Origin of the sequence: Bradyrhizobium sp. LB11.1 (genome assembly GCF_040549385.1) — a bacterium.
In the GTDB taxonomy this organism is placed as follows: domain Bacteria; phylum Pseudomonadota; class Alphaproteobacteria; order Rhizobiales; family Xanthobacteraceae; genus Bradyrhizobium.
Window position 1 is genome coordinate 1 of the sequence record NZ_JBEPTH010000032.1, and the last position, 19694, is coordinate 19694.

Sequence of the window (19694 nt, forward strand, 5' to 3'; positions counted from 1 at the left end):
CTGCTCATCGTCTCTCCTGATTCGCGGGTCAATCTTGCCCGCCGTCAGGCAGAAACTCCACTTATCGCGCTGTTCAGATTTGCGGGACCAGCTCACCTCGGCGCCTGGCTCGAGTCCGCTCCCCGTGTCTTGCACTGACACCATCACATATCTGGACTGATAGACGTGCGACTTTATGGAGAGCAAGCGCTCCCCAACCTCGGTTGCCATGGAGTCAATTGCATTCGCAATCAAATTTACCAGCACCTGCTGGAGCTGAATCTGCTCGCCACGGATCTTCGGCAGTCCTTCGTTGAGGTCGGCTCGAACGGTGATCCGATTTGTTCGCAGTTTGTCGCCGATGACTGTCAAGGCTCCCTGGATTACATCGTTTATATCAAGGAAAGTGCGGGGCCGTACGCCCATCTTGAAATGCGTCCGGATATTTTCGATCACGGCATCCGCACGGCTTCCTGCGGTTACGACGCGCCGCAAAGCGTCTTTGGCACGATCGAGCTCAGGCTCGCTGCGATCAAGCCAATTTAATCCGGCGGTTGCACTAGCTGTTATCGTTGTCAGTGGCTGTTTGATTTCGTGGGCAATTGTTGCCGAAACGGCATCGCCGGTCATCAGCCGCGCCTCACGTTCGCGGCGCTCCGCCAGGACGGCGCGGAGCAGCTGTGCGTAAAGCGTCGTTATCTCATGCAATAGCACAAAGAGCACAAGAATGCTCGACACGAAGCCGAAGACCCGGCCAGCATACCAACCGGCGCTGAACCGGGCCAGACCCGGAAACGAAACCAGATAGATCTCGATTGCATAGGCACAAACAACTGCTATCAACCATAGATCGAGTACCGAACTCTGGCGCATCCAGAGCAACGTGAGCGCAACCACATTCAATAAGATTAGAGAACTGGCAAGATAAAGCGCGAAGGTCGAAAAATGGATTGGGTCGAGCATGATGCGTGGCAAGTATGCATCATTCACTGTGACGAGAGTAGTCACGGTACACACAACGGCTAACGTTATCACAACGCTCGAAACAATCGTCATAGCCACTGACCCCTCCCACGATCGTCCGGGAGAATTGTCGCCCTCGATCAGGGTGTACGCGATGACGAACGAGGGAAAACCGGCATACCTCAGAGCGTTAAGCCAATCTGTGCTCTGTAACCCCGCGCCGAGCAGGCCAACTGGCGCGAACGCCCCCGGAAACACCAGCATCCAGGGGATAAGCATGAGCCCCGTGAAGAGATATCCGGTCGCGATTACAAGAAGGGCACTTGAACGCAGGATGGCGAACTGGTTGAACAGCAGGACCGCGGTAATTATGTCATTCACGAACATCACCGCCCCGTACGCTGGGACGAAGGCGTCGATCTGGCGCAGTTGGATGCTCGATAGCTCTCCTGCCAGGATGAAAAGGGAGCTAAGGAAAGCGAAGATGATCGCAAGGGCAAGCCGCTTCTGCGTCCATCCGGGTGGCAAGGTCGAAAGGGTGAAATGCTGGTCCTCTTGCACAACCGTATCCGGCTTTATCATTGGAGCGACTCCTTGGAGCAGCTAGAGCACGCAGCACGAAACAGCAGAATTGTCGCCGACTACCCTGCCTTCGCTTCAACCCGCTTCAATCGCGCAATGGCTCGGCTCTCATGAGCCCAGTTTCTAAGCATCTGAATGCTTGGCACGCCTCCACTCGCCGGGTGTTAGCCCGACCTTTCGCAAGAATAGGCGACTGAGGTGGCTCTGATCCGCAAAGCCGCACTCCAACGCGATTTCGCTGATCGATTTTTTCCCGTGTAGCAGATACCTGGCACGGTCTATCCGTTGCTCAACGAGCCACTGGTGTGGCGACGTTCCCAGCGTCCTCTTGAAGGCACGCGAAAATTGCCCGGCGGACAGTCCACACGCCCGCGCCAGTTCGGCTACCGAGCGGTCCGCACCGACATCGTCGAGAAGCAACTCCTTGATCCGGGCCACCTCGTGGTCGGACAGCTTTGGGCCGGCTGCGTTGCCAGTCGGATTCAGGCCGCAATAGGCGACCAGCAGGCGCGAGCGCAGCGCCGAGAACACGTGGTCGACGAACAACATGGGAATTTCGGCCGGGCTATCCAATGCGGGCAGCACGGCGCGGGCAAGCGACGTCGCGATATCATCCCTGTATTCTCGCTCCACGTCGTAGTTGAAACCCGAGAAAGTCGAACCAAGCTCGCGTGCGGTCTCGTCAAAGGCAAGATCAGGGATGAAAAAGTTCAATGCCTCGAACGGCGCCATATTGTCCCCTTCCCAATGATAGCGCATATCGAAAAGAGAGATCGCTCCTGCTCGCATCGCCGGTCGCATCGCATGATGGCCGTCTTTCCAGACGTCTTGTGCCTCGGGATGATCCGTAAGATATACGGTCACCATGTACATATTCTCGCGGAGATGCATTGAAGTCATCTCCGATCCCTGTCGACGCCTGAGCGTGTGAACGGCGTTAAGGCCGGCTTTGGCAAACTTCGCGCCAGCGACCTCTCGAACCAGGCAGATGCCGTCTTTGGGGTCGGACAAGAAGTCCGACGGCTTCTCTTCCACCATCCTCCTTCGACTTCTCACGCTCTGCTCCACTTGCTGATAGAGATCCGTCCGTTAACTCATGACTTCCGCTTTGTTGAGAAGCGTCTGGGCGATCATTGGGAATGAAGCCGGTCATCGCACCGATCAGATTCGTCCAAAACGAACGTCAGGTCTTTTCAAGAACTATGATGTGGCTTGCCGTACAATATCTCCTGAAAGCGAACGGGTCACCAGCATCTCGCATGCTGCATCGCGACAGCGAAGCGGAGGGTGCTGGATGGCACAACTCGAAGCCACGGTCGCGGAGCGTCGGGATGGATTTCTTCGAACCAAGGACGGCGGCCGATTCCTTTGATGGAATCGGCTTTGAATATGATCGCGAACGGCTGGCGCACCTCGGGGAACTCGCCGGAACAATCATTCATGAAGTCAGTCAGCCTCTCGGAGTCGTTATTTCCAGCGCCGACGCCGCCTTGCGCTGGCTTGATCGCGAAACGCCGAACATCGCTTGTGCCGTGAGGTCCATACAGCGCATTCGCGTCACAGTCGGCCGCTGCGGGCGGACCATCGCGGAGTTGCGGCAGTTGTCGGCCAACATTTTGACCGACCTTACGGAGCAGTCTCTGAATGCCATAGTAGACGAAGCGCTTGCCTTGTCTGAACCCCAGATCGCCCTGGCAGAGATCGCAACGAACATCAGCTTTGATCCTGATCGCCCGGTGACAAAGGCGAACAGGGATCTGCTCCTTCAGGTGATGTTGAATATCATCCAGAACGCGATCGACAGCCTGCTTCACGTTACGGATCGCCAAAGGACGTTGAGCATCCGAACGTTCACCTCGTCGAACTCTGTCGTGCTCGAAATCGAGGACAATGGCGTTGGCCTTCCTGACGGGCCAACAGACATTTTCGACCCCCTCTACACTACAAAAAGGGACGGCATGGGCCTCGGTCTCGCGCTATGCCGGCGCGTGATGGTTGCTCACGGCGGGGCTATCCAGGTGAGGCGGAACGCCGACTTGGGAGCGACACTGGTCGTAACTCTGCCGCGAGTGTAACCTTAGTTACCGCTACACCTCTCGGGCAAAGGCAGCGAAATCGCCGGGCAGCACCGCCCGGCGGCACCGTAAAATATCGCTGTTGCCTGTAACTCCGGCCCTGTTGCGCCCGAAATAGCCGGACGAGAGACCGGATTGGCCTGAACAGGCGGTCCTTTGACGAAAACGAGGAGGCAGATGTGGGACTATCCTGGCAACAAGGCCCGCTTTCAGCCGGCGCGGTTGGACGCTTTCTTGTCCCCGAGCCGCTGCCCAAACGGCTTTTGTACGTTGAGCCGCTGCGCCGTCGCATGCGCGTACGCTTGGGCGGAAGCTGGATCGCAGATAGCGAGCGGTGCCTCCTGCTCTTCGAACCAGGTCGCTACCCTGTAGCCTATTTTCCCGAGGCCGATGTGTCGCAACGGGCCATGCAACGCACCGAGCATATCACTCAACACGCCGACCTCGGCCCCACGTCCTGGTACAGCGTTCAAGGAGACGAGCAACGCCTCGCGGCGCGGGGAGCATGGCAGCACACCAATCTGCCTGCTCATGCGAGCGATTTGCATGGCCATATCGCTTTCGCTTGGCGTGCCATGGATGCGTTCTATGAAGAAGACGAACGCATCGTCGGTCATGCCGCCGATCCCTATCACCGCATCGACATCCGCCAAACCTCTCGTAATCTCGTGGTCAATCACGAGGGCCGGGTCATTGCCGATACGAAGCGCCCGCTGGTGCTTTACGAGTCCGGCTTTGCGCCCCGCTGGTACGTTTCACGTGCCGATATTGATGAATCCGCCCTCACCCCAGTGAAACTCCAGACTTTCTGCCCATACAAGGGTCTTTGCAGCTATTATTCCATCGGAGATGCGCGCCAAGCGGCGTGGTCCTACCCTGAGGCCTATACCGAAGTCGGTCGCATCTCGAATTTTGTATCGTTCGAACCAGATATCGTGACGGTTCTTGTCGATGGCAACCAGATACGTCTCGAGCCGGGCCAGTCAGTCGTTCCACATGGGCCCGACCGGAATCTCGACGTCGCCGAGATAGTCCGCGAACCTGGCGCCTGAAGCAGGTCTACGGCTCATAAGCGACACGAAAGAACCGTCGCCAACCAGGAGCGGCATATGGCGCATCTTGTGTCAGTGAACGTTGGGCTTCCACGCGAAATCGCGTGGAAGGGCCGAACGATACGCACGGGCATTCTGAAAAGCCCTGTGCGCGGTCGCTGTCGGGTTGGGCGGCTGAATCTAGAGGGAGATGGACAAGGCGATCTTGGCGGGCACGGCGGTGAGCAGAAAGCAATCTTCGTCTACCAAATCGAGTCACACCGCTACTGGCAGATGCAACTCGGCCGCACCGACTTCGTACATGGACAATTCGGCGAAAATTTCACGGTCGCAGGACTACCCGACGATGGCGTTTGCATAGGCGATCGCTATCGAATTGGCACCGCCGTCTTCGAGGTCACTCAACCGCGCGTGACCTGCTACCGGGTCGGCATCCGGACCAACGAGCCAAAGATGCCATCCCTTCTGACATCCAGTGGCCGGCCAGGATTCTATTTCCGTGTCCTGAGCCAAGGCGACGTTGGGGCCGGCGACGAAATTGTACAGGTCGGCGAAGCGTCCGAACGGATGACCGTCGCCGAAATCAACGCGCTGCTCTACTCTCCCGATCACCTGCGTGATCGGCTGGAGCGGGCACTGAGGATCGAGGCACTCTCGCCGGGATGGCGCTCGTCATTTGAAGCATTGCTTCAGAGCCAAACGGCAGGCGCGGGAGGGAGCGGCAATGCAGGTCTTGCGCCAGCGACCGCTGCTCGTCCGAGCGCGCCGGGGTTTTTTCCGCTCGTGGTTGCGGCAATCGATCGGGAGGCCGCGGACGTCCTCTCCCTTTCCCTGAAGCATCCGGATCGCGAACCATTGCCTCTGCCGCTCCCCGGCCAATACGTGGTCGTGCGCCTTCCGCGCGCCAATGGTCCGCCGCTCATTCGCAGCTATTCGCTCTCCGGCCCTCAATGGACCGAGAGCTATCGGATCAGTGTGAAGATCGAGCCGAATGGAGCCGCTGGAGACCATCTGAGGAGCGTCCTCCAGACCGGCGATGTCCTCGAAGTCAGCTTCCCCCGCGGAGGCTTTATCCTGCAAGACCGAGAGCAGCCGGTCGTGCTCCTCAGCGCGGGCATCGGGGCAACGCCCGTTCTTGCGATGTTACACGCGCTTGCAGCGACCCACTCCGCCCGGCAAATATTCTGGCTGCATGCCGCGCGCGACGGGCGGCATCATCCATTTGCCAGCGAAGTCCGCCGCCTCGTGCATGGCTTTCCCCGGGGCCGCGGCTTTATCTGCTACAGCAAACCGGCTCCGCGCGACAGGCTCGGCGAAGATTTCGATGCTCCAGGCCGATTGTCGCAATCGACATTCGACAACGTCGGCATCCCGCACGACGCGGATGTCTACCTCTGTGGGCCTGCCCGTTTCATGGCGGACATGAAGCAGGCGCTTGCAACGTTCGGCATAGTGCCGGATCGGGTTCATGTCGAAGTCTTCAATGGCGGCGAGCCATTGACGCCCGGGGTCGTCGGCGCAGTCCCACGAGCTCCCCATCCGCCCAGTGATGCCGCCGACAGTGGCCCATTGATATCCTTCGCGCGAAGCGGCATCGCTGTCCATTGGAAGCCGTCCTCTTACGGGAGCCTTCTGGAGCTGGCCGAAGCGTGTGACGTTCCGGTCCGCTGGTCATGCCGGACCGGGGTTTGCCACAACTGCGAAAGCGGACTGATTTCCGGCGCACTGGCATATGATCCGCAGCCACTCGACATGCCGGCCGACGGCAATCTCCTGATTTGCTGCTCACGGCCTATACGAGACGTCGTCATCGATTTGTAGGTCACAGGCGATGCAATCAATGAGGCCAACATGAAGTTCTCGGTCGAAGTGATGACCGTTCCCGTGAGAGATGTCGATCGGGCACTGAGATTCTATGTCGATCAGGTCGGCTTTGCCCTCGACGTCGATTACTCCCCAAACGAGTCATTCCGCGTCGTGCAGCTCACGCCTCCTGGCTCGAGCTGCTCGATCCAGATCGGCAAGGGGATCACCGACGCACCGGTCGGCTCGCTCCGTGGCGCTTATCTCGTCGTCACGGATCTGGAGACCGCGCACCGCCACCTGTTGGGGCGCGGCGTCCAGGTCAGCGATATCAGGCACAAGATGCCGATCGGCGCATGGGACGGTGGCTTCGCCCCGGGCCTCGATCCCGCACGCGGGGACTACGCCAGTTTCGCCGACTTTGTGGACCCGGACGGCAATAGCTGGGTGCTCCAGGAACGGGGCTACCGCGCAGCTTGAGGCGTGCGTCGCTGGACGACGTCATGCCACGAGAGCCCTGATCTACCTGCTGCGCTGGCCTCGCGTTCAATCACTGCAGCAATAGGGCCGTGTCAACACCGGGCGGAGCGGTCCAGCTCCACCCATGGCTATGAGACGAACGAGCACATCTTCGAGATCGCGCGGCATTCAGCCTTTCGCATGCATGACTATCGTAGCTCCCACGGAGCCGCTCATCACGAGCCTCCACCTAGGGAGTGTCGCCATGACCCAGATTTCGATCCAAACACGCTCAAGCCACCCTATTCTTGCAGGAATTCTCCTCGTCGCCTTGCTGTCCCCCGCATACGCATCCGATCGAAGTAGCTCTATCGACGCCCTCCACGGTCTGCAGGCGCCCGCAGCCGAGCAACTGGCTTCGGTCGAACTGACATCGCATCGGCCGTGGCTCGCGCCGGTCGGCCATCAGCAGCCGAGGCGCGCCGACGCACCGCCATCAGGGGCTCTGTCAACCTTGGAACGTGAGCAGCAACAACGCGATCAGATACTGGACCGCAAGCTGATCATCTGCCGCGGATGTTGAGGTGGCCGACCATCTCACGCACCTGCCGAGGTGCTTCCAACATCCGACATCACCTCTGCGCTCTTCGTCAGCTCCAGCTCGTCAACCGTCGCCGACGTTTGCGCTGCCTTCCGCCATTGCGCAGGGGTGATACCCATGTGGCTCTTGAAAGCCCGCTGGAATGCTGCCTCGGACAGATATCCGGCCGCTTCAGCAACCGCTCCTGTCGAGATCGACGATTTCCTCAATTCGTTCGCTGCAAGCGTCATGCGGATGTCGGTCAGTAAATCGCTCGGCGAGCGGCCAAGCTTCTCCTGAAACTGGCGGGCAAGTGTGGCACGCGACATGCTGGCAAGCTGCGCGAACTCGGGCAGCGTCCACGCGCGCGCCGGCTCGTTGAACATAGCGGCGACCACGGGCGCTAGGCGGGGATGACCCGCGAGCGCAAGCAGCCCCTGAGACATATCCCCGGTCTCGCTGGCAAAGCGCAACACGAGCGCAAACATCGCAGTCGACAGCGCATTCAACATCGCACGGCCTCCCAGTCGATCAGTTGCCGTTTCGCCGCGCATCAAGACAACGAGGCCCACGAGTTCCGGCGGGGCGATCGAGAAGTGCCCGCACAACAGATCGAGTCGCTGGTCGGAGCCGGGATTCTCGCTGATCATGAAATTGAGCGACGCGCGGTTGCGCACCTTCAACGGCGCGGCGCCCCTGCCATCATGCATGATGTGCCGCGGGTTACCCGGAAGCAGCACGATGTCGCCGGCCTTAAGGTGCAGCGGCCGGCCACCCGCCGGATCGTCCAGCACCGCCGAGCCTGCCAAGACGGCATGGTACGGGATCTCATTGGCATTGCCCGGCCCCTGCTCGATCCGCCAAGGCGCCCCATAGGAGCAACGCAGATCCAAACGGCCGTGCACTGGCATCATCTCGAACAGCCGGCTCAACCAATCCATCCAAACCCCTCACCACACGCCTCATGAGACGAACAAGCATATAATCGCGCCTTCTTGGCATTCAACATCTCATTTTGGCACCCTATTGTCACCCCGCAATCATTCACCCGGCCAATAAGGAGTGCCACCATGTCCCGCCTTTCCATACCGAACCTCGACGCTGACACCGGCCCGTCTGGCCAGCTCTATGCCCAAATCAAGAAGGCCATCGGCAGCGTGCCGAACACGTTCGCAGCTATTGCCGCCCATGGCCCTGCCGCGCTCAAGGCCGTGCTCGCTGCCGATACGGTCTTGGCGTCCGGCAGCCTGAGCAAGTCCGACAGGGAGATCATCAAGCTCATCATCAGCGAAGCCGCCGGCTGTGACTACTGTGTCGCCGCCCACAGCCATCTCGGGACGCTCGTCGGCGTTACGCAGGGGGTGCTGAAGCAAGTGCGCGACGGTAAGCCCACGGGCGATGCCCGGCGTGACGCGTTGGTCACGTTCGTGCGCAAGCTCGCGCGTACCAGCGGCACCATCAGCGACCAGGATTATCTCGCGATCAAGGCCGCCGGCTACAGCGATGCGCAGCTCGTCGAGATCAGCCTAGCCTTTGCAACCACCGTTTTCACCAACGTCTTCAATCGTATCAACGATACCGAGATCGACTTTCCGGCAGCGGCGTAGCGCAACTGCTGTGCATCGTTCATCTCGAATCAGGACTCAGGATCATGACTACGCTTGCCAATGCCAAATTCGCTCAGAGCCCCGTTCTTCGCATCCTGCATCGATCGGGTTTACTCGCTGTGGATCTCGATTATCACATCGTTCGCGCCTCCATGGTGATCATGTTCTTCTTCTTCGGCTACCAGAAGTGGTTTCCGTATGAATTCGGGAGACTGGTCCCCTTCATCGGCAACGGGCCGCTGATCTGGTGGCTCCATCCGGTGTTCGGCCACGCGGGAGCCAGCTACTTCCTGGGCGCGTCGGAATGGACGTTTGGTGCGCTGCTGCTCGCGGGCTTCTGGAGCAAGCGGCTTGGCGTTCTCGGGGCACTCGGTTCGACCGGCACGTTCGTCGCGACTGTCACCATCATTCCCTTCATGCCGGAGGGCTAGGATATTGCGGCAGGCGGCTTTCCAGCGATGACCGGCAACGTGCCGTTCCTGATGAAGGACGTCGTTCTGCTCGCAGTCTCCTTCTATCTGTTGAGACAAGATCTGGTTCGACTGGCACGTCAATAACAGACACGCTGACTTTTTCCGTCACCGGCGAGCATCCTGGCTCGCCGGTGTCGCATACAGGTCGCGGCGAGAAAAGCCGCTTCTCGGCATGGCCTGCGGAAGGCCAGCGCCGAGCAACCCATACTTCGGTATGCGTTACTGCATCATAATCGTTAGGTTGTGAGCTGCCGTTTCAAGGTGCACCGTACGACACGGCACTGCATTCGACGAGACCTTCGGCGAGCTGAGATCCAACCGGGAGGGTTCTCGCGTTCCGTTGAATTGCCGATCGGAAACGCCATGGTCTCGCGTTGGGGATACGCCGTCCAAATATTTGTCGCTGAAGGACAGCACAACCAGACGAGGCGTACTATGAGCACGGATCAGAAGGTTGCTGTCGTCACCGGAGCTTCGGGAGGCCTGGGCGAGGCAATCGTCGATGGATATCGAAGCCGCAATTATCGCGTCGTCGCGACTTCTCGCTCGATCGCACCGTCCTGCGATCCGGACTGTCTGGCAATTCGCGCTGATATCGCAGATCCGGAAACTGGAAGACGCGTCATCGAATCCACCCTCGAGCGGTTCGGACGTGTCGACACGCTGATCAATAATGCCGGCATCTTTATCCCTGGACCGTTCGAGAATTACACCGAGCAAAACTACAGAGACGTTCTCGCGACCAATCTGAACGGCCTTTTCTTCATTACCCAGCACGCCATCAAGGCGATGCTGCAGCAGAAGAGCGGGCACGTCGTCCAGATCACCACGACCCTGGTCGAATACGCCAACTCGAATGTTCCTGCCGTTCTGGCATCGTTAACCAAAGGTGGGCTCGCCGCTGCGACGCGCGGTCTCGCAATCGAATACGCCTCCCGCGGCATTCGGGTAAATGCTGTAGCTCCCGGCATGATCAAGACGCCGCTTCACGCTCCCGAGACATACGAAGCCGTGGCGTCGTTGCACCCTCTCAAGCGCATGGGTGAACCCGAGGATATCGCGCAGGCGATCCTCTACTTGGAAGACGCCAACTTCGTAACCGGAGAAGCCATTCACGTTGATGGTGGCCAAATCGCAGGCCATTGACCGAGAGCGTCACTACATCGGCGATCGCGTCCTCTCTCCGACCTATCCCCTGGCGCCGCACCATCATGGCGCGGCTCCTCATTCATTCGTCAACAGGAGAAAACACCATGAACTTCATTATCGATACGCTCGGCCGTTCAGTGCTGCTACGGCGCGATCTCGATTATCATCTGCTCCGAGGAGCGATGGTGATCATCTTCGCGTGGTTCGGCTATGACAAATGGTTCGATTCCGAGATCAGAGGTCTCGTGCCATTGATCACCCACGGCCCATTTATCTTCTGGACGATTCCGGTCTTGGGTATCGGTGGCACGAGTGTTCTTCTGGGGGCTTCAGAATGGACTTTCGGTTCGCTATTGCTCCTGGGATTTTGGAATAAGAAGCTGGGCGTGCTTGGCGCACTAGGTTCCTGCTGCACTTTCATTGCAACCGTTACGATCTTCCCGTTCGCGCCTGACGCCTGGGATGCCGGTGCCGGAGGTTTCCCGGCCATGGGAATCGTCGCGGCCTTCCTCTTGAAGGATCTCGTCTTGCTGACCGTCTCTGTCTATCTGCTGAAGCAGGATGTCGAGCGGGTCATCGCGGCGCACGACAAGACGACCTTGTCTCGAGGGCGTAGCGCGCTGTCCGCTACGAACTGAGACGCTCGAATCAAGGTCTCTCCCAACATCGTAACGGCGATGACGAAACATGCACCGGCCGATTTGGAACACGATGATAAAAAGGACAATCGCATGATATCCGCAGCATTTCCGTACGTGAAAAAGCGACAGCGGGTTCTGAATCGGGAGATGGCCTATGTGGAGGTTGGAGAGGGCGATCCCCTCGTATTGCTACACGGCAATCCAACCTCCTCGTACCTCTGGCGCAACGTATTGCCACATGTCGAGCCGCTCGGCCGCTGCATTGCTCCCGACCTCATCGGCATGGGCGATTCAGACAAATTGCCCGACAGTGGCCCAAACTCGTATCGCTTCGTTGAGCACCGCCGTTACCTTGATGCCTTGCTCGAGGCTCTGGATGTGCGTGAGCGCGTCACCTTGGTTCTTCATGACTAGGGCTCTGCTCTCGGCTTTGACTGGGCCAACCGCCATCGGGAATCGGTGAGGGGAATTGCGTTCATGGAGGCGATCGTAGCACCACAAGGCGACGATCATTGGGACAAGATGGGCATGCGCTCGGCCCTGGAGGCCCTTCGTTCGGATGCCGGCGAAGCGATGGTCCTGCAGAACAATTATTTCATCGAGCAAATCCTGCCGAATGCCATCCTCCGGAAGCTCTCGGCTGAGGAAATGGCGCACTACCGAAGGCCGTTCCTGGAGCCTGGCGAGGGACGCCGTCCAACGCTGACCTGGCCCCGGCAGATACCAATTGAGAGTGAGCCGGCCGATGTGGTCGTGATCGCAACTGATTATGCGAACTGGCTCGGGACGACCGATGTACCGAAACTCTTCCTGAAGGCAGAACCGGGTGCAATTCTTGACAATCATAGGCTGGTCGAGCTCGTGCGCAGTTGGCCTGCCGTGACCGAGCGGAGCGTGGCGGGAATCCATTTCGTTCAGGAGGACTCGCCCGACGAGATCGGACACGCGATTGTCGACTGGATGAATGCTCTCGGCTAAGGCAAGCCACGGTGCTCTGAGGATGGCGATCAAGAGCAATTCATCGATTTGTCGATCAGCGGCTCGGATCAATCCCGACCGGAAACGGCACGCACTCGGTCCGCAACCAAGGCGTCAAGCGGCCTGGTCGCGCAACGCCTCGGCGAAAATATTGCCGGCGTCAAGGAACTCCCGCGTGGGCAAGAGACTGAGATAGGAAACACGGCGAGCCCTATCAACTGGCAGTCTCGCTTGATACCAGGAAACCTCGTGCCCGCTTCATCAGAATGCGAGCTGGGTACGCATCGCTACCGCGTCAAACGTCGCGCCCCTATCTGCTGTCGACGTCGGTGATTGTTGCCTGGCGACGTCGCCATGCAGATAGTCCAGCATGAGACGAAGATTGCCATTGATGTACCAGTTCAAGGCCGCCGTATAGACGGTCTGCCGACCACCTGCGACGCCGGCTGCGGTGGCCAGCCCGTGGTTGAGATCGATTGTTGAGATGCGACCCGCGACTTCCCAGGCGCCCCAGCCGCCGCTCCGCGCAGAGAACGGATTCGCCGGCTTGATGCCGTTGTATGAGCCGGTCGATGCATTGTAGGTGCGGGTCTCACCCGTCAACACGTAACTTGCCTGGGCATAACCACCTCGAAAATGCAAACTCGGAGCACCGATCGGTGGCAGTCCCGTCGATGCGTTGCGATCGACATTGTACCAGTAATACTCGCCTTGGAAGTAGAGCGACCCATAGTTCGAAGCCGCTTCCGCGCCGTAGACCTGCGCGCCTGAGGCGTTGGCAATTGCGCCGGTCGAAATCAGCGTTGTTGGATCGATCCGAAGTTCAGGACGGTCGCTGAACGAAACCGTCTGCGTGTTGGTCACGAGATTGCGCGACGGCTGAACGAGCCACTCGGCATTGGCGCCAAGGTGCAAGGAGTAGTTGTTGCCACTGATGAGTTGCCCCGCAACCCGCGTCACCGCACCAAACTGCTCGGTGGCCCCCGCAGGCGTGACGCTCGAGGCTGAATGTATGGAACCCGTGGTTGGACCGGTCACATAGCCACCGACCCAGAATGAGTCGTTCCACCAGCGTGTGCCGAAAGTTGAACGAAAATCGCCGGCGGCCACGTTGACCGCGATGACCTGGGCTGACGAGCGTTCCATAAACGTGATGTCGTTCGAGCTGGTCGCCTCGTCGATCGTCCAGGGAATGTCCATGATGCCGCCTTCGATCGCCATCTTGCCTCCGAACGGCTTGAGCCCCGTGTAGCTCAGGTAGGCATTCTCCAGCCCCGAGAGTCCCCCGCCGGGAAGAGATCCCGCCGCCGCGCCGCCGAGACCATCTGACGAACCACCGAAGTCGTAGACCACGGCAAAATTCCAGTCACCGAAGAACTTGCCTGCAAGACCGATGCGCGCGCGGCGGACGTTCTCACCGGAATTGAGCCGTTGCGGCGAGGTCGCCGCCGTATTGGGACGATAGTCGTAACCTCCCACGTCCCAGTGTACGCGGCTCGTGATACCGACACAGTTCTCGCCGTCGTCGGTGCAGATGGTCGGTCGGTTGTTCGGCATCGACACCAGCACGCCAGCCGCCGGCGGCGGAGCTTTCGCGTGACTTCCTTCGTTCGAGGTCGTTACCGCGGCTTTTGCTTGTGACTTTGCCGCAACCTTTGACTTTGTGGCCCCCGCCGCGCTTCCCTGCTGCAGCTTGTCGAGCCTCTGTTCGAGCAAATGCAGTTGCCGCTTCAAGGAAGATATCTCAGCACTGGTCTCGCCTGCGCCTGCCGCGCGCGCTGAATGAAGTGAGGCCGACGTAATCGTGGTCGCCGCGAGCATCGTGGTGGAGACGAAGCTACTGATTTTCATTTGGGACTCTCAACAGGATACGGCTCAAGACATCATCCGAGGACAGCGACTACCCGCCACATCGGCGAGCGGGCTTGGCCCACGAAGCGCAAGCTTCGTGGAGCACCGTCGAACGAGGCGCAGATATCTCGCACCCATTGCGGACTTTTAGACCGCTACTTGGATTGACCGGCTTAATGTGGGCGGCGCGATTACTCCGCGGCCTTCACTGGCCTGTTCCTAGCTTCGCCACAACCGGATGGCTTGGACCGCAACGCCAGGCAAATCGGGCGCGACGATTTGAGGCTGAGGGAGCTTATCCACGAGAAGCGGTGCGTTCCCGGAACGGGTGATCAAGGCACCCGAATAGCCGACGCTCTGCGCCCCGATCGTGTCCCAGACATGAGCTGCGACCATGCAGAGCGAGGATGGCGCAACGTTGAGTTCCTCGGCCACAAGATGATAGCCTTGAGCAGCCGGCTTGAACCTGCGGACCCTGTCTACACTGAACGATCTCTCAAACCAGTCAGAAAGACCGGCATTCTTGAGGGGGCTGGCCTTTTGGTCGGGCGGGGAATTCGTGAAGCTGACCAGGCGGAAGCCCGCATCCTTCAGCTGCTTCAATCCCGCGAGAACATCGGGATGAGCCGGCATCGTCAACATTCGCGTGCGAAGATCGTCGATGTCCGACGCCGTGACCTTGACGCCATGAATCGTGCCGAGCATCTTCAGGATGCCCTGACCTAGATCAAAGAAAGTAACGTAGGGACCGGACAACGTTACCGCGTCGGAATAGAGTATAAGCTGGTTGAACCATTCGCGCATGATCTTGCGATCGTTGAACACTCTCTCGAAAACAGGACTGATGTACTCGATATCGAGAAGCGTTTCGTTGACGTCAAACACGAGGATCGACGGTGAGCCGGACGCGTCTCGAGTGGCAGCGGCATTCGCAGGACTCGTATGACCCAGTAGTTTCGCAGTGACACCGCCCACTGCTGCTGTACCAAGTCCCGACAGGAGCTTACGACGATCAATCGGCGCGGTGGCTTCGTTCTGCATCATGTTCTATTCCATCTGGTTTGACTGACTTCAGCTTCCGTGCACCGCAGAATGCGGTCCTCTTATCAATCCTGGTCGCCTGAATTGTCTGTTCGCCTCGGCTCCTGCAGCTTCAGCTGTTTGCGCAGGGCGGCAACGTCGTCCGGGCTGATCGCCGAAGCTCGATTGCCCCAACTGTTCCGGACAAAGGTCGCAACATCAGCTATCTCCTGATCGGTGAGCTTCCACGAAAACGCCGGCATGCTCAGGGGCGAGGGACGGCTCGGTGTGGCTGCGATGCTCGTCCCTGCCAGGATCAGTTGTTCCAGGCCAGTTGCATCGAGTTGTTGCACCATGGCGTTCTTGCCGAGAGGTGGAAACAGTCCCGGCTGTCCCTTGCCGCTCTCCAAATGGCATGAAGCGCAGGCATCCGAATAGATCTCGCGTCCACGGGAAAGCGAAGCCGCATCCACCAGCACTGTGGTGGATTTGGAAGAACTTCCTGGAAGGTTCTTGAGGTACACCGCGATGGCTGCGCGATCCGCATCCGTCAGGAGCGATGTGGAATAGGTTACGACATCAGCCATTGCGCCTCCCGCTCCCGCGTGAGCGTTACGGCCAGTCTTCAGATATTCGGCGATATCCGCCTCGCTCCAGGCTCCAAGCCCCGTACGAACGTTGCCGGTCAGATCCGGAGCCGTCCAGTTGTCGACAACGGCCCCCTTGAACTCCTGACCGGCTCGATCGGCGCCGAACGCGTTCTTCGGGGTATGGCAGGCACCGCAATGGCCGGGCCCGTTCACCAAATATGCGCCCCTGTTCCAGGCCTTCGATTTTTCAGAGACTATCGCGTCTTGCGGTTTCTTGAGGAACAACAGGTTCCATCCGGCGACGAGGCTCCGGTAGTTGAGGGGAAAGATCAATTCGTTTGCCGGCGGCGTATAGCGGACCGGCGCTGTCGTCTTGATGTAGGCAAGCAGTGCATCGTCGTCCGCACGGCTCATGATGCGAAACCACGGGTAAGGAAAAGCCGGGTAAAGGTTCTCACCATTCACCCCATGACCATCGTGCATGGCGCGATAGAACTGGTCTGGCGTCCACCGCCCGATGCCGGTTTCCGGATCCGGAGTGATGTTGGACGAATAGATAATGCCGAATGGGGTCTTAAGTCCGAGTCCACCGGACAGCGGCTCTCCGCCTTTGCGCATATGACACGACACGCAATCCCCGCCACGCATCAGGTCCTGTCCGTGACGTAGCTTCTCGGCATCTGCGCCATCGGGGATCTGCGCAGTTAGAATCGCGAGAGCCGTGACCGCCGACGAGCGATGCTGGAGCAGCGCCGATGTCTGACCTTCGGCCCATCCGATTGCAGCGAGCGCTGCAACACCGAGGCTCGCGGCGATGGTCATGAAGTATAGTGAACGCTTCATGCGTGCACCATTGGACCAGGGGCCTTCAGATAGTGCGCGATGATATGTTGAGCAGCGTGATAGGTAAGTGCCGCGACAGTAGCTGTCGGATTATAGCCGGGGTTCTGCGGGAAAGCGCCGGCGCCCATCGAAAACACATTCGGCACGTCCCACGACTGCATATACTTGTTGATGACGCTGTTCTGCGGATTGTCGCCCATGATGGCGCCGCCTGTGTTGTGCGTTGTCTGATAGGGGACGACGCTCCAGGATCCCTTGCGGCGATTTTCCTTGATCTCGCGCGGATTCATTGCTCGTGCGATTTCTGCCGTCCTGTCGGTGAGGTAGTTCGACATCTTCAAATCGTTTTCGTTGAAGTCGAACGTCATTCGCAGCATCGGCCGGCCGAATACGTCACGGTAGGTCGGATCGAGATCCAGGTAATTTCCACGCGAGCTCATGCTTGAGCCGTGGATGCTTAGATTGAACGAACGCAGGTAGTTTTTCGCAGCGGAATGCTTCCACTCCAGGCCCCAGGCCGGCGTACCCTTCGGCGTGTACATCATTTCGATGGGACGCCCGCCGGTGACCATGCCGGCGATATAAGCACCACCGATGAAGCCGAGACCCGAGTGATCGAAGTTGTCGCCGTTGAAATCGTCCACCACCGTCGCCAGCGCACCGGCGCCAATGAACGGATTGATGATCTTGTCGTCGAAGAAGACATTCACAGACGACATTGTTTGGTAGGCGTAATTCTTGCCGACCAGGCCTTCGCCTGTCCTGGGGTCATATGGCTGCCCAATGCCGGACAACAGCAGGAGCCGTACGTTGTGCAGGATATACGCTCCCAGGAAGACCATCTCGGCCGGCTGGAAGAACTCCTCGCCCGCGCTGTTCACATAGGTAACGCCAGTCGCTCTCTTCTTGTCTGGCGTGAGCTCGATCCTGAGCACCTCGCACTCCGTACGGAGCTCGAAATTCGACTTCCGCATCAGATAAGGAAGCACCGTCGTTTGAGGGCTGGCTTTCGAATAGTTTCCGCAGCCGAACTTCTCGCAGAAGCCGCAATAGGTGCATTTTCCCAACTGACAGCCCAGCGGGTTCACGTAGGATTGGCTGAGGTTGCCTCCGGGATGCGGGAAGGGATGGCGGCCGAGCGACGCTGCAGCTTGCCCGAATAGGGTCGGACCATAAGTCTGCTTCATTGGCGGAGTGGGATATTCGTCCGAACGGGCCCCCTCGAATGGGTTGCCCCCCGGCTGAATTTGCCCTCTCAGATTTCCTGCCTTGCCGCTGGTGCCACACAACTTGTCGAAGGCATCGTAATGAAGCTCGAGCTCGTCGTAGGTCACACCCCAGTCCTGCACCGTCAGGCCGTAGTCGGTGACCGCGTTCCTGCCATAGCGCTCCTGGTTGTGGCTCTTTGTCCGAAAGTCGCTCGGAAGAAAGCGCCAGATCTGGCCGTTCCAGTGCACGCCACCTGAACCGACGCCGGTCCCGAGCAGGAAAGAACCCAGATGGCGCATCGGAAGCGCTTCCTGGCTCAAATTGTTTCGTATCGTGAGAGTGTCATCCGAAACGTTCTGGAATAGGTGGTGGCGCCACATGTAACGCAACTCATCCTGCGCGAAGCCCGTGGCAAATTCAGTGGGCGTATCTCGCCAGGGGCCGCGCTCGAGTCCGAGCACGTTCAGGCCTGCGTCGCAAAGTTGTTGGCTCATGATCGCACCGGTCCAACCGAACCCGACCATGACCGCATCAACGGGCTTCAGAGTGGTAACCATGCTCAGGCCTCCCGCCAGCCAGGACGGCCCTTGAAGGCCACCGGCGGATAGGGCACGCGCTCCCCATGCCGCTCCACCCACTCGCTATAGTCGTAGTGAGCACCAGGAAAGCCGATCATCTTCCAGGCGGCCATATCCTTGTTGCCGCCATAGATCGGATCGGAGAAATAGCCCTCCTTGGTATTTTGGAGGAGCATCGCAAAAAACACGCGCGCGTTGACTCCGCCGTCAAGCGCGATGCTACCGGCTTCGAGCCCCTTCAATACACGATCTCTGTCGCTTCCGCTGAGTTGAGCAAAGGAAGCTCCGTTGAACTCTGCGGACGTATGGCTGTTGATCGCCTTGATCGCAGCTCGATACAGCTGCGCCGGCGAGAAGCGCAGCTGATAGCCCTGCTCCGGCGCGCCCTCTTTCCAAGGTCCAGCAAGATAATAATGGTCGCCGCGCCCAAACGGGCCTGCCAACTGCCGATCCAAGAAGAACGGCACATTTGCTTCGACTGCACCCGGTCCGATAGCATCCGACGGGATCAGTCGGTCGACGGCTGCTTCGACAAATTCCCGCTCTTCGACTGTAAAGAATTTGAATTCACTGCCGTTGACCTCCGGCGGCGCGTCGGCCGCACCATCCTGAACGGGCATTGATCCACGAAAAGAGCGAGGGGGCGCTCCCAGTTCGCCATCTCGGATGGTAGCTGCCGCTGCAGTAGCTGCTCCAATCATTGCGCCGCCCAGGACAAAAGACCGGCGCGCGAATCCCGAATTCTGCTTTATCATTCGCTATCTCCGCGGTTGGCCGTGTCTCGTCTTCGAACGATAACGATACTGGCAACTACATCTATGTGACTTGTGATCGGATCGGTTTCACTGTCAACGAAGTCCATCGTGGGCACACGTCGATTGCAGCAAGTTTGAAAAAATCATGCAGATGTAGGGATGATTGCGTTCACCACTGCGCTCAATGACGTTGCTGCTCGCGAAGGCCGAACGCACTAAGGGGCGCGGGCGGTCGGATGCACACCACCCGAGTTAGCGCTTGAAGCTGAGCAAGAAGCCGCAGGGGGCAATGAGATACACGCATCATTGAAGGTAGGCGGTGGATCTAAGGGCTTCGAGTGGCGGAAGATCCTCGACGACGTCAAGCGGGCGTAGGCGGAGCTCTGTGCAGAGCCACGCGGAAGACCTACGATGTCATTCGGCCTGCAATATTGACCCCCTAAGCCGGGGGATCGGCGTCCAAAATTGACCCCCTATAGGTTGGTCTGTTGCGCTGCCTGCTTCGCA

General features: G+C 59.1%; 19 protein-coding genes. 11 read left to right on the top strand and 8 right to left on the bottom strand.

Annotated elements, in window-relative coordinates; translation table 11 throughout:
• A partial coding sequence (locus ABIA96_RS35530) for a sensor histidine kinase (RefSeq protein WP_354141569.1) occupies nucleotides 1-1524 on the bottom strand: 1524 nt, incomplete at its 3' end.
• A 123-nt stretch (nucleotides 1525-1647) separates the two neighbouring features.
• Nucleotides 1648-2562 (bottom strand): AraC family transcriptional regulator, encoded by a 915-nt coding sequence (locus ABIA96_RS35535; RefSeq protein ID WP_354141570.1) that lies wholly within the window; start codon nucleotides 2560-2562, stop codon nucleotides 1648-1650.
• A gap of 293 nt (nucleotides 2563-2855) precedes the next feature.
• On the opposite strand from ABIA96_RS35535, the gene ABIA96_RS35540 reads away from it, so the two are divergent.
• From ABIA96_RS35540 to ABIA96_RS35560, 5 genes are all read left to right on the top strand, one after another.
• Nucleotides 2856-3599 carry a sensor histidine kinase gene (locus ABIA96_RS35540; RefSeq protein ID WP_354141571.1) on the top strand — a complete coding sequence of 248 codons (744 nt, stop codon included), beginning with the start codon at nucleotides 2856-2858 and terminating at the stop codon, nucleotides 3597-3599.
• A 179-nt stretch (nucleotides 3600-3778) separates the two neighbouring features.
• Complete coding sequence (locus tag ABIA96_RS35545; protein WP_354141572.1) at nucleotides 3779-4651, top strand: DUF427 domain-containing protein; 873 nt, start codon at nucleotides 3779-3781, stop codon at nucleotides 4649-4651.
• A 57-nt stretch (nucleotides 4652-4708) separates the two neighbouring features.
• Nucleotides 4709-6472 (top strand): MOSC domain-containing protein, encoded by a 1764-nt coding sequence (locus ABIA96_RS35550; RefSeq protein ID WP_354141573.1) that lies wholly within the window; start codon nucleotides 4709-4711, stop codon nucleotides 6470-6472.
• A 30-nt stretch (nucleotides 6473-6502) separates the two neighbouring features.
• Nucleotides 6503-6934 carry a VOC family protein gene (locus tag ABIA96_RS35555; protein WP_354141574.1) on the top strand — a complete coding sequence of 144 codons (432 nt, stop codon included), beginning with the start codon at nucleotides 6503-6505 and terminating at the stop codon, nucleotides 6932-6934.
• Between the two features lie 244 nt (nucleotides 6935-7178).
• Nucleotides 7179-7496, top strand: coding sequence for a hypothetical protein (locus ABIA96_RS35560; RefSeq protein ID WP_354141575.1), 318 nt, complete (start codon nucleotides 7179-7181; stop codon nucleotides 7494-7496).
• Nucleotides 7497-7510: 14 nt separating this feature from the next.
• Here the strand turns inward: ABIA96_RS35560 and ABIA96_RS35565 are convergent, their stop codons facing one another.
• Nucleotides 7511-8434, bottom strand: a complete 924-nt coding sequence (locus ABIA96_RS35565) for an AraC family transcriptional regulator (RefSeq protein ID WP_354141576.1) — start codon at nucleotides 8432-8434, stop codon at nucleotides 7511-7513.
• Between the two features lie 129 nt (nucleotides 8435-8563).
• Between ABIA96_RS35565 and ABIA96_RS35570 the strand changes: the two genes are divergently transcribed.
• The 6 genes from ABIA96_RS35570 (at nucleotide 8564) to ABIA96_RS35595 (ending at nucleotide 12341) form a co-directional block, all read left to right on the top strand.
• A complete protein-coding gene (locus ABIA96_RS35570; RefSeq protein WP_354141577.1) occupies nucleotides 8564-9100 on the top strand; it encodes a carboxymuconolactone decarboxylase family protein in 537 nt (178 codons plus the stop codon).
• 44 nt (nucleotides 9101-9144) lie between these two features.
• Nucleotides 9145-9531, top strand: coding sequence for a DUF417 family protein (locus tag ABIA96_RS35575; protein ID WP_354141578.1), 387 nt, complete (start codon nucleotides 9145-9147; stop codon nucleotides 9529-9531).
• Between the two features lie 477 nt (nucleotides 9532-10008).
• Entirely contained in the window at nucleotides 10009-10719 is a 711-nt protein-coding gene (locus tag ABIA96_RS35580; protein ID WP_354141579.1) for an SDR family NAD(P)-dependent oxidoreductase, read from the top strand.
• Between the two features lie 107 nt (nucleotides 10720-10826).
• Complete coding sequence (locus ABIA96_RS35585; RefSeq protein ID WP_354141580.1) at nucleotides 10827-11360, top strand: YkgB family protein; 534 nt, start codon at nucleotides 10827-10829, stop codon at nucleotides 11358-11360.
• A gap of 39 nt (nucleotides 11361-11399) precedes the next feature.
• Nucleotides 11400-11777, top strand: a complete 378-nt coding sequence (locus ABIA96_RS35590) for an alpha/beta fold hydrolase (RefSeq protein ID WP_354141581.1) — start codon at nucleotides 11400-11402, stop codon at nucleotides 11775-11777.
• A 63-nt stretch (nucleotides 11778-11840) separates the two neighbouring features.
• A complete protein-coding gene (locus ABIA96_RS35595; protein WP_354141582.1) occupies nucleotides 11841-12341 on the top strand; it encodes a hypothetical protein in 501 nt (166 codons plus the stop codon).
• 261 nt (nucleotides 12342-12602) lie between these two features.
• Here the strand turns inward: ABIA96_RS35595 and ABIA96_RS35600 are convergent, their stop codons facing one another.
• The 5 genes from ABIA96_RS35600 to ABIA96_RS35620 all read right to left on the bottom strand — a co-directional run bounded on the left by ABIA96_RS35600 (nucleotide 12603) and on the right by ABIA96_RS35620 (nucleotide 19187).
• The gene (locus tag ABIA96_RS35600; RefSeq protein WP_502918885.1) at nucleotides 12603-14192 is read right to left on the bottom strand and encodes an OprO/OprP family phosphate-selective porin; all 1590 of its coding nucleotides are present in this window, start codon (nucleotides 14190-14192) and stop codon (nucleotides 12603-12605) included.
• 219 nt (nucleotides 14193-14411) lie between these two features.
• A complete protein-coding gene (locus ABIA96_RS35605) occupies nucleotides 14412-15236 on the bottom strand; it encodes a haloacid dehalogenase type II (protein WP_354141584.1) in 825 nt (274 codons plus the stop codon).
• Nucleotides 15237-15298: 62 nt separating this feature from the next.
• Nucleotides 15299-16645 (bottom strand): c-type cytochrome, encoded by a 1347-nt coding sequence (locus ABIA96_RS35610; protein WP_354141585.1) that lies wholly within the window; start codon nucleotides 16643-16645, stop codon nucleotides 15299-15301.
• Nucleotides 16642-18411 (bottom strand): GMC family oxidoreductase, encoded by a 1770-nt coding sequence (locus ABIA96_RS35615; RefSeq protein WP_354141586.1) that lies wholly within the window; start codon nucleotides 18409-18411, stop codon nucleotides 16642-16644. The genes ABIA96_RS35610 and ABIA96_RS35615 overlap by 4 nt, the downstream gene beginning before the upstream one ends.
• 2 nt (nucleotides 18412-18413) lie before the next feature.
• A complete protein-coding gene (locus tag ABIA96_RS35620; protein WP_354141587.1) occupies nucleotides 18414-19187 on the bottom strand; it encodes a gluconate 2-dehydrogenase subunit 3 family protein in 774 nt (257 codons plus the stop codon).
• Nucleotides 19188-19694 lie beyond the last annotated feature (507 nt).

What these genes read in the sequence shown, in the direction of transcription:
- ABIA96_RS35535 (WP_354141570.1), bottom strand. Translation starts at nt 2,562, where the DNA reads ATGGTGGAAGAGAAGCCGTCGGACTTCTTGTCCGACCCCAAAGACGGC.
- ABIA96_RS35540 (WP_354141571.1), top strand. Translation starts at nt 2,856, where the DNA reads ATGGATTTCTTCGAACCAAGGACGGCGGCCGATTCCTTTGATGGAATC.
- ABIA96_RS35550 (WP_354141573.1), top strand. Translation starts at nt 4,709, where the DNA reads ATGGCGCATCTTGTGTCAGTGAACGTTGGGCTTCCACGCGAAATCGCG.
- ABIA96_RS35555 (WP_354141574.1), top strand. Translation starts at nt 6,503, where the DNA reads ATGAAGTTCTCGGTCGAAGTGATGACCGTTCCCGTGAGAGATGTCGAT.
- ABIA96_RS35560 (WP_354141575.1), top strand. Translation starts at nt 7,179, where the DNA reads ATGACCCAGATTTCGATCCAAACACGCTCAAGCCACCCTATTCTTGCA.
- ABIA96_RS35565 (WP_354141576.1), bottom strand. Translation starts at nt 8,434, where the DNA reads ATGGATTGGTTGAGCCGGCTGTTCGAGATGATGCCAGTGCACGGCCGT.
- ABIA96_RS35570 (WP_354141577.1), top strand. Translation starts at nt 8,564, where the DNA reads ATGTCCCGCCTTTCCATACCGAACCTCGACGCTGACACCGGCCCGTCT.
- ABIA96_RS35575 (WP_354141578.1), top strand. Translation starts at nt 9,145, where the DNA reads ATGACTACGCTTGCCAATGCCAAATTCGCTCAGAGCCCCGTTCTTCGC.
- ABIA96_RS35580 (WP_354141579.1), top strand. Translation starts at nt 10,009, where the DNA reads ATGAGCACGGATCAGAAGGTTGCTGTCGTCACCGGAGCTTCGGGAGGC.
- ABIA96_RS35585 (WP_354141580.1), top strand. Translation starts at nt 10,827, where the DNA reads ATGAACTTCATTATCGATACGCTCGGCCGTTCAGTGCTGCTACGGCGC.
- ABIA96_RS35590 (WP_354141581.1), top strand. Translation starts at nt 11,400, where the DNA reads ATGACGAAACATGCACCGGCCGATTTGGAACACGATGATAAAAAGGAC.
- ABIA96_RS35595 (WP_354141582.1), top strand. Translation starts at nt 11,841, where the DNA reads ATGGAGGCGATCGTAGCACCACAAGGCGACGATCATTGGGACAAGATG.
- ABIA96_RS35600 (WP_502918885.1), bottom strand. Translation starts at nt 14,192, where the DNA reads ATGAAAATCAGTAGCTTCGTCTCCACCACGATGCTCGCGGCGACCACG.
- ABIA96_RS35605 (WP_354141584.1), bottom strand. Translation starts at nt 15,236, where the DNA reads ATGATGCAGAACGAAGCCACCGCGCCGATTGATCGTCGTAAGCTCCTG.
- ABIA96_RS35610 (WP_354141585.1), bottom strand. Translation starts at nt 16,645, where the DNA reads ATGAAGCGTTCACTATACTTCATGACCATCGCCGCGAGCCTCGGTGTT.
- ABIA96_RS35615 (WP_354141586.1), bottom strand. Translation starts at nt 18,411, where the DNA reads ATGGTTACCACTCTGAAGCCCGTTGATGCGGTCATGGTCGGGTTCGGT.
- ABIA96_RS35620 (WP_354141587.1), bottom strand. Translation starts at nt 19,187, where the DNA reads ATGATAAAGCAGAATTCGGGATTCGCGCGCCGGTCTTTTGTCCTGGGC.